This window comes from Streptomyces sp. NPDC048411, from assembly GCF_040704695.1.
GTDB lineage: Bacteria > Actinomycetota > Actinomycetes > Streptomycetales > Streptomycetaceae > Streptomyces.
This window is the reverse complement of sequence record NZ_JBEZKL010000079.1, coordinates 21,534-34,252: the sequence shown is the minus strand read 5'-3', so window position 1 is coordinate 34,252 and position 12,719 is coordinate 21,534. Positions and strand designations below refer to the sequence as shown.

Genomic DNA, 12,719 nt, shown 5'->3' with positions numbered 1-12,719 from the left:
GCCAGCTACCTCGCAGGGCTCCACCTACGCGGCTCCCTCATCTGGATCCGCAGCCTCCGCCCCACCGAGTGATCTCAACCCGGAACAGGCCCTAGTCACGGTGCCGCCACTACCTGCGGCGACCTTGTCGAGCAGAGCGGTGCCGAAGGCGTTGTCGTGGACGGAGGCGGCCAGCACGACCACGGCGATCACCAGGCCCAGCACGTCCACGGCGAGTCCCCGCTTGCGGCCGGGCACCTTCTTCGCCGCATCGCGTCCCGTCGTCTCGGCCGGCACCCCGGCCGCCGCGTGCAGGCTCTGGGTGTCGAGCACCACCAGGCTGGGGTCGGCTAATCGGCCCCTCTTCTCGCGGACCTGCCAGCGCAGCAGGTCGTGAATGACCTGGTCGGTGCCGTCATTACGCCACGTGTAGAAGTAGTACTTCACTGCGCCGGCGGGTGGCAGGTCATGCGGGAGGTAGTCCCACTGGCAGCCGGTCCGGGACTGGTAGAGCAGCGCATTGACGATCTCCCGCATCTCGTAGCGGCCCTCGTGGCCGCTGACCGAGGGATGCTGGACCTTCCACGAGGTGATCACCGGCTCGATCAATGCCCAACGTTCGTCGGACAAGTCGCTCTTGTAGGGCTTGCGGTCACTCACGCAGTCACCTCAGCACGGCGTCAGCCCCGCGACCTGCCGGAGGCGGCAAGGCCACACATTCGGGCGACGACAGAACGGACTTAATCTCTCATTCCGCCCTCTGAGGAGTCGGCTCGGAGTTCGACGCCTCCATACCCTTGCCGATCGCGCTTGCGATCGGCTTGACTCGGGCTTGGGCTCCACTGCGTCTGCTGTGAACGGGCCGGCGCCCACCGCTACTCGTCCCGGCGTGCGATGATCTCCTCCAGCATCCGCCGCAGCATGTCGATCGTGTCCCGGCCGAAGTGCCGGGCCCACATCCGCTCCATGTCCCCCAGGATCCGGGCGGCGGCGAGCTGGCCCGCCCGGCCCCGCTCGGTCAGCCGGATGAGCTTGGCCCGGCGGTCGCTGGGGTCCGCGGTCCGTTCGACGTAGCCGAACCGCTCGAGCTCGTCGACGACTTCGGCGATAGCCTGTTTGCTGAACCCGGAGCGTTCGGCGAGCGCGGTGAGCCGCGAGCCCTCCGGGTCGACGAACCGGAAGACGGAGCCGTGCCTGAACCGGATCCCCTCGAACCCCTCCTCGTGCAGCCGCCGGTGCAGCTGCTCGATGGTGAGGTCCTTGGCCTGCGCGAGCAGCGTGGGCAGCGGCACCTGGCGCTCGCCCGGCTTGTTCGGTCGCGTGGTCATCTCGGGCCACCTTTCTGACACAGCCAAGTCGTCAGGGGGCTTGACTAAAAAGTAGTACGGTTGCTTGACTAACTCTAGCGGCATCGGGAACTCGGCCGCGAGACACGGCGCGACACCGGTTGTGAAAGGGAACAGTCATGAGCACTTCGGGTGAGGAGAACCGCAAGACCACCGGCTTCGACGGCGAGGGCGTCGAAGCCTTACGCAAGCGGGTGATGGGGCCGGTGCTGACTCCGCAGGACGAGCAGTACGACGCGGAACGCGCCGGGAACCAGACCGCACGCTCGCACCGGCCCGCGATCCTGGTGGGCGCGGTCGGCCCCGCCGATGTGCAGCAGGCAGTGGAGTTCGCCGGCCGCCACGGCCTTCCGGTCGCGGTGCAGGGCACCGGGCACGCGCTGGCGGCCGTCGCCGCCGAGGGCGGAGTCCTCATCAACACCTCCCGGATGACCGGCGTCCGCGTGAACGCCGAAGCCCGCACCGCGTGGGTGGCGGCCGGGGTCAGCTGGAATCAGGTGATCCACGAGGCGGCGCCGGCCGGGCTGGCACCGCTGGCGGGCTCGGCCCCGGGAGTCGGCGTGGTGTCGTACACCCTCGGCGGCGGCCTCGGACTGCTTTCGCGGCGTTACGGATACGCCGCCGACCACGTACGCAGCATCGACGTCGTCACGGCCGACGGGCGGCTGCGGCAGGTCACCGCGACGTCGGACCCGGACCTGTTCTGGGCGCTGCGCGGCGGACGGGACAACTTCGGTGTGGTCACCGGAATCGAGATCGGCCTCATGCCGGTCCCCACGCTCTACGGCGGTGGCCTGTTCTTCGACTTCGCGTCGGCCCACGAGGTCCTCGACACATATGTGCAGTGGTCGGCCGGCATGCCCGACGAGATGACCTCCTCGGTCGCGGTGATCTCCTTCCCCGACGCGCCGGTGCTCCCGCCGCCGCTGCGCGGCCGCCACGTCGTCCACGTCCGCATTGCCTACTCGGCGGACGACGTCAGCGCCGGCAAGGACCTGGTGGCGCCGCTGCGGGCACTCAACCCCTTCAACGACACAGTCCGCGAACTGCCCTACACCGAGGTCGGGACGATCCACAACGACCCGCCCGTGCCCGGCACCTTCGAGTCGGCCACAACCCTGCTGGGTGAGCTCGACACCGACGCGGTCCGCACCGCCCTGGACCTGGTCGGACCGCACGTGCCGGTGCCGCACGTCGTCGAACTGCGTCACCTCGGCGGCCGGCTCGCCCGCCCGGCCGACGTCGCCAACGCGGTCGGCAACCGCGACGCGCACTACCTGCTGAACGTGGTGTCGCGGCTGGAACGCGCCGACATCACCGACATCCAGCCCGCGCACGAGCGCCTTCTCGAGGCGCTCGCACCCTGGAGCACCGGAGGCCGGGCCCTGACCTTCCTGAACGGCCGGCGGGATACCGAGTACGTGCGCTCCGCCTACGACCCCGAGGACTACCAGCGCCTCACCGAGATCAAGGCCGCCTACGACCCGGAGAACATCTTCCGGCTCAACCACAACATCCCGCCGGCCACCCCCGGGACAGCCGGCCGCTAGGCACGTCCCGCCCGGGGAAGGGCTTCAGCGCTTCTCCGGGCCGAGGTGCACGGGCAGGCCCGTGACGGAGTTGGAGAAGATCGACGGGACCGCGGACAGTTCGGCGGGATCGACGGCGAGCCGCAGTTCGGGGTAGCGGGCGAACAGCGGCGGCAGCGCGGCCATCGCCTCGAACCGGGCCAGGGCAGGTCCGATGCAGACGTGCGGTCCACTGCCGAACGCCATGTGCCGCTTGACCGGCCGCGTGATGTCGAACCGGTCAGCGGTCTCGCCGTACTGCCGCGGGTCACGGTTGACGCCGCTCCAGGGAGCGAGGATGGCGTCCCCCTTGGGAATGGTGACACCGGCCACCGTGATGTCCTCGGTCGGAAACCGGGCCGGGAAGTTACCCACCGGGGAGTCCCAGCGCAGGGTCTCCTCGACCACCTCGCTCCACACAGCGGTGTCGCCGTCGCGGACCATCGCCAACTGCTCCGGGTGGGTCAGCAGGGCGCGCGTGGCGTTGACGATCAGGCTGATCGAGGTTTCGTGACCGGCGCCGATCAGCGTCCACAGCGTGTCTTCGAGCTCCTCGTCGGTGAACGTGCCATCGGCCTCGTCGTCGCCGGCGGCGATCAGCGCGCTGGTCAGGTCGTCCGCCGGCTCGGCGCGTCGCATGGCGAACAGACGCTGGAACCGTTCGTGCCGCTCCTGCTGAGCGGCGAGGAACTGCTCGGCGGTCGTGTCGACACGTATGACGGTGTCGATGAGCTCGCGGAACCGTGACCACCACGCTTCCGGCACGCCTATGAGCTCGCATATCACCTGCATGGGGAACGGGTAGGCGTAGTGGCGCCGCAGATCGACCGTGCCGTCCGGCGCCGCCTGGCGGGGCAGGTCGTCCAGCATCGTGGCCACGATCTGGTCGATGCGCGGCCCCATGCGCTCGACCCGGCTCCGGGTGAAGGCGCGGGTCAGCGGCCGGCGCAGCCGCCGGTGCTCCGCACCGTCACGGGCCATCAGATTGTTCAGCCGGATCATGCCGAGCAGCGGCCAGTCACCGGGGATCTCACCACGGCGCAGGGCCTCCCAGGTGCGCCAGTCCCGCCCCACCCTCGGGTCGGCGGTGAGCTCGGCCAGCAGCGCGTAGTCGGTGACCACCCACATGCGGACGCCACCAGGAAGCACCGCGCGGACGACCGGGCCGAGGTCGCGCATCAGGGCCGCCTCACCATGGCGGTCGGCACCCGACGGGTCGATGGGAAAAAGCGGGAGAGAGGTCCGGCTGAGCGTCGTGTCGGTCATGGTGACGTTCCTCCTGGCTGACTTGAGGCCGGACGCTGGCCGACTTGAGGCCGGATCCAGGCCGACTTGAGCGCGGGACGAAAATGCCACCAGAGTTCACTTGGGAATGACTAACCACTGACCACAAACTGCAGGTCAACCGCCTGCATGACCTACCTCACCGGTCACTCGATCGATATTCGATGACACGTTGCTAGCCTCCTGCGACCATCCGATGCGGCATCGGACGTGCGAAGAGAAAAGTGATGGGGAGTGGCGGCCATGAATGCATCGAGCGCTCTGACGGAAGAAGACACCGGTGGGCGCGCAACCACGTCGCGCGAGTTGAGCCCGGGTGAACGCTGGTACTGGATCATCGATCAGCTCTCCACGCTCAACGTCTGCGCCCGCGTCCGTATCGAGGGGGAGCTCTCGGCCCAGCGGCTGCGCACCGCACTCGGCGCGCTGCAGGACCGCCACCCGCAGTTGCGGATGGCCATAGCCGACACGTCGCCCGAGCGGCCGGATGGCGGGCCGCGGTTCGTGCCCACGGACCTGCCGATTCCGCTGCGCGAGGTGCACCTGACCGGCTTTGAGGACTCGCGATGGGCGAGTGAAGTGGACGGCCACGAGCTGACCGATCCCCTTGACTCCAGGTCCGGCCCGCTGGCCCGTGCCGTCGTCATCAGCGGGCCGGAGCAGATCCACGACCTCATCCTCACCGTCCCGCACGTCATTGCGGACGGGACGACCGCACTGTCCCTGCTGCGCCAGTGGGTACGGCTTGCCGCCGCGCCGCCGGCGCCCGGCCGGACCGCCGTCACGAACGGCCCCGTTCCGGAGCCGTTCGAAGCCCTCTTCCCGGAGCGCTTCTCCGCGGGGCCGGACGCGCTGTCCGGCGAGCAGGCGGCCGACGGGGCAGACACCGCTGCGGCCACGGACGACGTGGGCCGGCTGGAGCCGGAGCGATTCGTGCCCTTCGACCAGCGGCGGACCCGGATGCTGCACCGGTCCCTGTCAGCCGACGTACTGGAAGGGCTCACACTCGCGTGCAAGCGGGAAGGGGCCACGCTGCACGGTGTGCTGGCCGCGGCGATGGCCTGTGCGGTGGCCCGCGACGCCAAGGCCGCGCCGGCCGCGCACTTCGCGGTCGGCTCCCCGGTCTCCCTGCGGGACGAGCTTCGGCGCGCGGTGTCCGAGGACGAGGTCGGCTGCTTCGTGTCGGCGTTGCACTCAGTGGTGCGCTGTCAGCCCGACGACCTGTGGTCGATGGCCCGGTTCATCAAGGACGACATCACCGCGCGCAAGAACCTCGGCGAACAGTATGAGGTGTTCAGTCTGCTCGCCGCCCAGGGACCGGCCGGCGTCGCCGACAGCGAGCCCTTCATCCGGCACTTCGAGGAACACGGACCCTTCAACTTCTTCGTGTCCAACATCGGCCGATTCGACTTTCCCACCGAACTCGGCGCTTGGCGGCTCTCCGGGGCACAGTTCGTGGGCGGGATCTCGGTGGTCGGCTACTTCGGATCCTCGGTGTCCACCAGCCAGGGCCGACTCTCGTGGAATTTCACCTACATCGATGGGGCCGTGTCCCGCGAGCGTGCCGAGCGCCTCGTCGACGACAGCCTCAGGATGGTGATCGCGGCGGGGGAGTAGCACGCGAACGAGCCGGCCGCGGCCACATCGGGGACGAACCCGGTGGCCGCGGCCGGCTGCTTCATGCGTCAGCCCGGCGTTGTCACGTTGTTGAGTGTGCGAGGGCATGAGGGTGTGCCAGGGTGTGGTCGGCTCGGGTGTCAGTCCTGGGTCAGGACGTTGTGGTCGCGCCGAGGGTTCCGGTGACGTGGTCCCAGATGGCGAAGCGGATGGTCATTTCGGCTCGGTGGTCGGGGGCGGTGAGCAGGTGGCGGTGGGGTCGGAAGTGGGGTGAGATGCCGCTGTACGCGGACAGGAACCGCTGGGCCCCGCCCACGCTGCGGAAGCCTTTCATGGCCCGTTCACGCTGCCGGGTGGGTTGGTGGCTGTTCTCCGCCCGGTTGTTGAGGTACTTCGACTGCCGGTGCTCGACGGAGGGCATGGCCTCGCGGTGGGCGGCGCCGTAGGAGCGGAGCTTGTCGGTGACGACCACCCGCGGCACCGCACGCGTCTTCTTCATCAGGCGGCGGAAGAAGCGCCTGGCGGCGGCCTTGTCCCGCCGGTTCTGCACGAGGACGTTGCCGTCCTGGTCGACGGCCCGCCACAGGTACTTCAGCTCGCTGTTGATCTTGATGAAGACCTCGTCCAGGTGCCACTTGTCGCCGGGCCGGGGCCGGCGGCGGCGCAGTCCGTTCGCGTAGGCCTGGCCGAACGTGGCGCACCAGCGGCGGATGGTCTCGTAGGAGACGATGACGCCTCGCTGGAACATGAGCTCCTCGACCTCGCGGAAGCTGAGCGGGAAGCGGAAGTACAGCCACACGCAATGGGCAATGACCTCGACCGGGTAACGATGCCCCTTGTACGACGGCGACGGAGCCCCCACGGACAGCCTCCTCCAACATGATCAACTCCAAGATCATCTCAGGAATCAGCCAATGTGACAGCGCCCCTTGAAGGCGTCACGCACGGACGTGGAAGCCCTGGAGTTCACCGACGAACGGCTGCGCCACCTCCAGGATGTCTTCACCGAGGCGGCCGACAGGGCCCGCGCGACCATGGACTGCTACGCCGAGTCCAAGGACGTTTCCGCACCGCACCCGGTACGCGAGGACGGCCGGCGGGCGCACCACCGGGGTCAGGCGACCCCGAGAGACGATCTGTCAGGCCACGTCTGCGTTCCGCCCGATGGCCTTGAGGCGGTTCTTCAGGCGGTAGCTGGGGCCGTTGATGGAGATCACGTCGCAGTGGTGCAGGAGGCGGTCGAGGATGGCGGTGGCGAGGACCTCGTCGCCGAAGACCTGTCCCCACTTGCTGAAGGTCTTGTGGTCCGATGTCTGTGACCTGGGCGGCCTTGCCCGCCTCCACGCGGAGTCCGACGTCTACAGGAAGACGTTGAATCCTGCGGCCGGCTGGAGCGACCGGTGGACCACGACATGGCGCTTCGGCCAAACGCCGGTCACCTGGGGATCGCCGGGATGGTCTGGCGTGAACGCGCCCGACTCGGCCATGAGGCGGCTCAGGCTTTCCGCTCCGGGTTCTCCTGGGTTTGAGCATGCTTCTCGTCGTAACGCCGCCGTGCGGCTGCGACCTGTGGCGAGAATTCGATGATCGTGGACAGCAGCTCACCGAGTGAGTCGACGACCAGCTCGCCTGTCGGGGTAAGGCTGTATTCAACGTGAGATGGGATGGAGCGCACCAGCTTCCGGTCCACCACCCCGTCACGCTCGAGCAGCTTCAACGTCTGCGACAGCCTGCGCTCGCTGACTCCGCCCACAGTGCGCTTGAGTTCGTTGTAGCGCAGCGTGCCGCCTTGCAGCGCGACCAGGATGAGTAGCGACCAGCTGTTGGCGATGGTGTCGAAGGCCTCCCGCACGTCGCCCGCACGCGCGAGCACCTCTTGGACCGATACCTGGCGTCCCGGCCGTCGTTCGTCACCCATCGCTGCCGCACCCCTTCCCGGGATGTAACCTACACCACTTTGCTGGTACTGCCATATTGCATGTACTCTCATTTCGAGAGCGCGATCTGCTTCAAGGAGGTTCCGACATGACTACCGAGTACAGCGACTGGACCGTGGGCGACAGCAACACCGTCACCTTCAAGGCCCCCGCCAGGTTCGTCTTCGATCTCGTCACGCAGGCCCGCTTCTGGCCCGAGTGGCACGTCGCCAGCCACGGCGTCGGCGGCGTCACCGAGCGCCCCTACCGCATCGACGATGTGGTCTACGAGTACGGCATCCTCGAGGACGGCAGCGAACAGCACCTCTACTGGCGCGTGGTCGCCCAGGAGTACGCCAAGTCCTCCCTTCTCATCGACGACCGCCTCGGCGCGGGCCTGCAGTACAAGCTCACCGAGGACGGCGAGGGCACCACCACCTTCACGCGCAGCACCCTCTACAGCCCCGACTCCCCGTTCACCCCCGCCCAGCGCGCCATCGTCGCCGAAGCCAGCGCCGAAAGCGTGCAGGGCCTGCACCGCCACATCACCCCCTTGCTGGAGAAGGAAATCACCAGCCTTCCCCCCGTCTCCGCTGCCTGAAGGAGAACCATGTCCGAGAAGAACACCGCCGTCGACGACGGCAACATCATCCGGGTCTACGACCGCGTCTACGTCGCGCCGGAGGAGCTGTCGGCCCTCCTCCGCGGCTACCTCGCCTTCTACGGAGCCCGAGCCACCGTGGTCTTCCAGATGCCGGACCTGCAGATGAATGTCGTGGGACTGGAGTCGCCGACGGCGAACTTCTCCATCGTCTCCGCTCCCGAAGAGCACCTGTCGAAGTTCCGCGGCACCGGACAGACCCTCCTGGTGAAGGACATCAACAAGGCCCTGCAGCGCGTCGAGGAACTGGGCGGCGCGCGCCTCCAGCCCAGGACGCCCGTGCCGCCCGGCTTCCAGGGGCGAGGCCAGATGCCCGGCGGGCCCGTGATCGAGTTCGTGGAATGGACGACCGTCACGGGCCACGAAATCGACCTCGCGGAACTGGGACTTATCTGAGCAGGAGATCACGACCGGCCTCGGGTCGGCAGCATGGGCAGGCCAGACGGCAAGGTCGCATCGCCGTCTGGCCTCCCCCACTGACGGGCAAGCTGATGGCGACGTACTATGCACAGCGCGCCCGCGCGGGGCTGATCATCACGAGGGCATCCAGCCCTCGCCGGTCGGGCAGGGCTACTCCGACACCGCCGGCCTGCACACGGCCGGGCAGGTGGTGGCCTGGCGGACGGTGACCGACGCCGTGCACCGCGAGGGCGGGGTGATCTTCGCGCAGCTGATGCACACCGGCCGGATCGGCCACCCCAGCCTGCTGCCCGACGGCCTGACGCCGGTGGGGCCGTCGGCGGTGGCCGCCAAGGGCCAGGTGTTCACGCACGAGGGCCTCAAGGACTTCGTGACGCCGAAGGAGCTGAACGAGGCGGAGATCCGGCAGACGATCGCCGACTTCGCCACTGCGGCCCAGAACGCCATCGAGGCCGGGTTCGACAGGGTGGAGATCCACGGCGCCAACGGCTACCTGATCCTGATGATCCGCAGGTTTTTGTCGGTGGTGGTTCGGCATTGTGATGTCAGTGCGGTTGGTATCGAGCTTTCTCCTGCTCAGCCGGTTGTGGGCGGGGTTTTGAGTGGTGACACAGATGCCGATCTGGTGCTGACGTTTCTGGCGATGTTCCGGGTCGGTCTGTTGCCGATCGGTACAGCATGGTGTGTGTTGCCGCTGGTCAGGGCTTTGGTGCCGGCTTCTGGGTGCGATCTCTCGGTTTCGTGACAGTGGGGTGTGAGACAGCTGGCGCTGGGGTGTTGATGCTGGTCGGCGCCTGTTTCCGGGCGGGAGCTCACTGTTATGGATGTGAGAGATCGACCCGAGATCACTGTCACGGGGCGGTATACGTGCAGGTGGCGCACTGACACGAAAGCGAGAGATCGCACAGGGGGCATCAGGACTCCAGATGGGCGAGCACTGTGCGCATGGCGCGGGTCACTGCCTTGCGGGACTCGTCCGTCGGGTCGTGGATCTCGAAGCCATGGACGCCGTGCGGGACGTCGATGATCTCGATCGGGGCCTTGGTCTCCTCCGCTGCGGTCACGAACTCCTCGACGGTGGCGGCGATGTGCGGTGTCTCCAGACCCGCCCGGGTGAGCAAGAGGGGCGGCAGCGTCCTTCCGTCGGCCCGGAGCGCGCTGGTCGGGCTGAAACGCGGGGGGACCGCGCCCCAGCCGGGCAGCGGGGCCAGGATCGGATAGGTCAGGGCCAGGCAGCGCAGCCACTCGGGCGGGGCGGTGATCCAGTCCGCGGCGAGCAGTCCAGCGCCGGAGAAGAACCACAGGGCGATGCGCTCCGGGTCCACGCGTGGGTCGGCCCGCAGCAGTTCGATGGCCTCGGTCACGTCGTCCGCGGACCGTACGTAGTCGGTGATGCCGTGCAGGCGGTGTTCCGCGATGGCGCCCACCGCGCCCAGGCTCGCTGCGTAGCGGGCGTAGCCGAGATAGAACGGCCAGTCGCGCGGCGCGGGGTCGAGGTCGGGCGGGAGCGGGCCCCCGTGCACGAACAGCACCGCGGGCCACGGCCCGTGCGGTTCCCCCGGTTCCGGCAGGTGCAGGTCCACGCGCCCGATCCGCACCCGCGGCCGCTCCGGGACCTCCAGCAGGAACGGCCGGAGGAAGGGCGGCTCGCCCTCGGGTGCGGTCAGCCTCCGCCCCTCGCCCGCGGCCGCGCGGAGCAGGACCTCGGCCAGCTCGTCCGGGCTGGAGAGCATCGGCCAGTGACCGGTGGCCAGTTCGAAGAAGCCCACCTGCGGATCGGCCAGCTTCCGGAACTGCGGCGGGCCGCTGCGCACCAGCGCCTCGACCGCCTCGATGGTCATCCCTCCCGCCGTGCACAGGATTCCGCTGGTCGGCACGGCCGCCGCCGCGCCTGTCAGCCGCAGCGGCTGGGTCAGCGTGCGCGGCGGCTGAGGGCCGGCCAGTCGGCTCAGCAGCTGCAACTGGTGCGCCGAGAGGCCCTCCGTGCTGCCCCACCGGTGCCAGTCCTGCGGCCCCGGCGACGGTATCGGCCGGGGGCTGCCGTCGGCACCCAGCAGTTGATGCACCACCGGGTCCGGAACAAGGGCCAGCGCCGGGTCGCCGTGCTGCGGAAGCCCGGTGTCCAGGTGCACGATGCGGGCGACCCACTCCGGGAGGAGGTCGGCCGCGCCCAGCACCGGGTGGATGGCGTAGTCGTGGCCGACCAGCACCACCTGCGGCGGGTCGAGGGAGTCGATCAGCCGGACCACGTCCTCGACATGCGTCTCCAGATCCGCGTCGGGCTGCATGCTCAGCGTCACCGGGTGCGCCCCGGCGCCCGTCTCCCGAAGCCGGTCGGCCACCGCATTCCAGATCCGCCCGTCGGTGAACGGGCCGGAGACCAGGACGAAAACGGACATCAACGCCTCCAGACAGTAGGGTCGTCGCAGGTAACCTAGGAACTCCCCCTGAGGGAGGTTCAACCCTTGCCATCGGACGGCACACTGAGCATCGGCGAGCTCGCCGCGCAGGCAGGGACCACGGTCAAAACCGTCCGCTTCTATTCCGACCAGGACCTGCTGCCCGAAGCGGCGCGCAGCAGCGGCGGCCACCGGCGCTACGCGCCCGAGGCCCTGGCACGGCTGCGCACGATCCGGTCCCTGCGCTCCCTCGGCGTCCCCCTTCCCGAGATCAAGCGTGTTCTCGACTCTGGGGAGGCCCTGGAAGCCGTCGTGGCACGCCGGTTGGACGACCTCGGCACCCAGCTCGCCGTCCTGCGCTGGCGTGAGGCCGCCCTGCGGGCACTCCAGGAGGGCGCCCCGGAGCAGATGGCGGAACGCCTGGAGCTGATCGGAGCGGTCAGCGTGCCGCCCAGCACATCTGTCATCGCCCACTACTGGCGCCGCCTGCTGCCCGTTCGCCTCTCCGCCCGCCTCCGCTCCACGATCACCGAGGCGGCCATCCCGCAGCCCCCCGCCGACCCCACCACGGACCAGGTCCTCGCCTTCGCCCACCTGCACGCCCTAGCAACGGCCGCCACCGACCACTGCCTCGCATCCCACCGGCCCATCACCGTCGAGCACCCGGACCTGCTCTACGACGGCCTGTACGAGGCCCACCAACTGGTGGACGCAGCCGTACGAACCGACCGCACCCCCGGCCCGGGCGAGGCCCTGGACTGCTACGTCGCCGCCCACGCGCGTGCCTCCGGCACCCGCGACACCCCTACCTTCCGCCGCGCCCTCACTGTTCGCCTCGCCGCAGCAGATCACCCAGTGATGTCCCGCTACTGGCAACTGGCAGGACAACTGACGCCCGGCCTCACCCTCGGCGCGGCCGACTCCTGGCTCCGCGACGCGCTGGCCGCCAGCACAACAGCGGGTTGAGCCGCGATGCAGATGACTGCGGGCTGGGCTGATCAGCTGGTTCGCCATCAACACCGCGAACAGGTCGAGCGCGTCGTCGACCGCCTGCGCCTCCAGCTGGCGCACCACCGCCGTCAACAAGGCGGTGCGCCGCGGCTCCGGTGCCCGCTCGATTGAGGCGCCCCGAAGTTCTCGGACAGCGGTCCCCATAGGATCGAAGTCCAGAACGGCGGAGAGAGCACGTGGCACAGAAGCGTAGGAAGTTCAGTCCTGAGTTTCGGGACGAGGCGGTCAAGATGGTGGTCGTGGAGTCCCGCCCGATCGCCGAGGTCGCCCGAGAGATACAAGTGAACGAGGGAACGCTGGGCACCTGGGTCAGCCGGTACCGGCAAGAGCACGCCGGGGAGGAGCCTCCCCTGAACATCAGCGAACGCGCCCGCCTGCGCGAACTGGAACGCGAGAACCGGGAACTCCGCATGAAGACCGAGTTCCTGGGAAAAGCGGCGGCGTTCTTCGCCCAGGAAGGCATTGTCAACTTGAGCTGGCGAGCTTGGGGCTGGGATGATCGTCGGGTTTGTTGATCA

Annotated in this window: 11 protein-coding genes and 3 pseudogenes; 7 read left to right on the top strand and 7 right to left on the bottom strand. The window is 68.8% G+C overall.

Features of this window, described 5'->3' with window-relative positions; genetic code table 11:
• Positions 1-87: 87 nt before the first annotated feature.
• Both AB0915_RS25045 and AB0915_RS25040 read right to left on the bottom strand, forming a co-directional pair.
• Positions 88-639: pseudogene (locus tag AB0915_RS25045) on the bottom strand (IS5 family transposase); the annotation flags it as partial.
• Between the two features lie 215 nt (positions 640-854).
• A complete protein-coding gene (locus AB0915_RS25040; protein WP_366693204.1) occupies positions 855-1,307 on the bottom strand; it encodes a MarR family transcriptional regulator in 453 nt (150 codons plus the stop codon).
• Positions 1,308-1,444: 137 nt separating this feature from the next.
• Here AB0915_RS25040 and AB0915_RS25035 point away from each other — a divergent pair, with 137 nt between their 5' ends.
• Entirely contained in the window at positions 1,445-2,875 is a 1,431-nt protein-coding gene (locus AB0915_RS25035; RefSeq protein WP_366693203.1) for an FAD-binding oxidoreductase, read from the top strand.
• A gap of 24 nt (positions 2,876-2,899) precedes the next feature.
• Here the strand turns inward: AB0915_RS25035 and AB0915_RS25030 are convergent, their stop codons facing one another.
• Positions 2,900-4,159, bottom strand: a complete 1,260-nt coding sequence (locus AB0915_RS25030; protein ID WP_366693202.1) for a cytochrome P450 — start codon at positions 4,157-4,159, stop codon at positions 2,900-2,902.
• Positions 4,160-4,420: 261 nt separating this feature from the next.
• On the opposite strand from AB0915_RS25030, the gene AB0915_RS25025 reads away from it, so the two are divergent.
• Positions 4,421-5,794 carry a condensation domain-containing protein gene (locus AB0915_RS25025; protein WP_366693201.1) on the top strand — a complete coding sequence of 458 codons (1,374 nt, stop codon included), beginning with the start codon at positions 4,421-4,423 and terminating at the stop codon, positions 5,792-5,794.
• Positions 5,795-5,945: 151 nt separating this feature from the next.
• On the opposite strand, the gene AB0915_RS25020 is transcribed toward AB0915_RS25025, so the two are convergent.
• The 3 genes and pseudogenes from AB0915_RS25020 to AB0915_RS25010 form a co-directional block, all read right to left on the bottom strand.
• Positions 5,946-6,656, bottom strand: a complete 711-nt coding sequence (locus tag AB0915_RS25020) for an IS6 family transposase (RefSeq protein ID WP_366693200.1) — start codon at positions 6,654-6,656, stop codon at positions 5,946-5,948.
• 277 nt (positions 6,657-6,933) lie between these two features.
• Positions 6,934-7,104: pseudogene (locus tag AB0915_RS25015) on the bottom strand (ATP-binding protein); the annotation flags it as partial.
• A gap of 185 nt (positions 7,105-7,289) precedes the next feature.
• The gene (locus tag AB0915_RS25010) at positions 7,290-7,712 is read right to left on the bottom strand and encodes a helix-turn-helix domain-containing protein (protein WP_366693199.1); all 423 of its coding nucleotides are present in this window, start codon (positions 7,710-7,712) and stop codon (positions 7,290-7,292) included.
• Between the two features lie 107 nt (positions 7,713-7,819).
• On the opposite strand from AB0915_RS25010, the gene AB0915_RS25005 reads away from it, so the two are divergent.
• The 3 genes and pseudogenes from AB0915_RS25005 to AB0915_RS24995 form a co-directional block, all read left to right on the top strand.
• A complete protein-coding gene (locus tag AB0915_RS25005) occupies positions 7,820-8,311 on the top strand; it encodes an SRPBCC family protein (protein ID WP_366693198.1) in 492 nt (163 codons plus the stop codon).
• 9 nt (positions 8,312-8,320) lie between these two features.
• Positions 8,321-8,767 (top strand): hypothetical protein, encoded by a 447-nt coding sequence (locus AB0915_RS25000; RefSeq protein WP_366693197.1) that lies wholly within the window; start codon positions 8,321-8,323, stop codon positions 8,765-8,767.
• 95 nt (positions 8,768-8,862) lie between these two features.
• A pseudogene (locus tag AB0915_RS24995) lies at positions 8,863-9,314 on the top strand (alkene reductase); the annotation flags it as partial.
• Between the two features lie 391 nt (positions 9,315-9,705).
• Here the strand turns inward: AB0915_RS24995 and AB0915_RS24990 are convergent.
• A complete protein-coding gene (locus AB0915_RS24990) occupies positions 9,706-11,190 on the bottom strand; it encodes an alpha/beta hydrolase (RefSeq protein ID WP_366693196.1) in 1,485 nt (494 codons plus the stop codon).
• A 66-nt stretch (positions 11,191-11,256) separates the two neighbouring features.
• Here AB0915_RS24990 and AB0915_RS24985 point away from each other — a divergent pair, with 66 nt between their 5' ends.
• Both AB0915_RS24985 and AB0915_RS24980 read left to right on the top strand, forming a co-directional pair.
• On the top strand, positions 11,257-12,156 hold the full coding sequence (locus AB0915_RS24985; protein ID WP_366693195.1) for a MerR family transcriptional regulator: 900 nt from the start codon (positions 11,257-11,259) through the stop codon (positions 12,154-12,156).
• Between the two features lie 221 nt (positions 12,157-12,377).
• Positions 12,378-12,716 carry a transposase gene (locus tag AB0915_RS24980; RefSeq protein ID WP_366693194.1) on the top strand — a complete coding sequence of 113 codons (339 nt, stop codon included), beginning with the start codon at positions 12,378-12,380 and terminating at the stop codon, positions 12,714-12,716.
• Positions 12,717-12,719 lie beyond the last annotated feature (3 nt).

What these genes read in the sequence shown, in the direction of transcription:
- AB0915_RS25040 (WP_366693204.1), bottom strand. Translation starts at nt 1,307, where the DNA reads ATGACCACGCGACCGAACAAGCCGGGCGAGCGCCAGGTGCCGCTGCCC.
- AB0915_RS25000 (WP_366693197.1), top strand. Translation starts at nt 8,321, where the DNA reads ATGTCCGAGAAGAACACCGCCGTCGACGACGGCAACATCATCCGGGTC.
- AB0915_RS25035 (WP_366693203.1), top strand. Translation starts at nt 1,445, where the DNA reads ATGAGCACTTCGGGTGAGGAGAACCGCAAGACCACCGGCTTCGACGGC.
- AB0915_RS25025 (WP_366693201.1), top strand. Translation starts at nt 4,421, where the DNA reads ATGAATGCATCGAGCGCTCTGACGGAAGAAGACACCGGTGGGCGCGCA.
- AB0915_RS25030 (WP_366693202.1), bottom strand. Translation starts at nt 4,159, where the DNA reads ATGACCGACACGACGCTCAGCCGGACCTCTCTCCCGCTTTTTCCCATC.
- AB0915_RS25005 (WP_366693198.1), top strand. Translation starts at nt 7,820, where the DNA reads ATGACTACCGAGTACAGCGACTGGACCGTGGGCGACAGCAACACCGTC.
- AB0915_RS25010 (WP_366693199.1), bottom strand. Translation starts at nt 7,712, where the DNA reads ATGGGTGACGAACGACGGCCGGGACGCCAGGTATCGGTCCAAGAGGTG.
- AB0915_RS24990 (WP_366693196.1), bottom strand. Translation starts at nt 11,190, where the DNA reads ATGTCCGTTTTCGTCCTGGTCTCCGGCCCGTTCACCGACGGGCGGATC.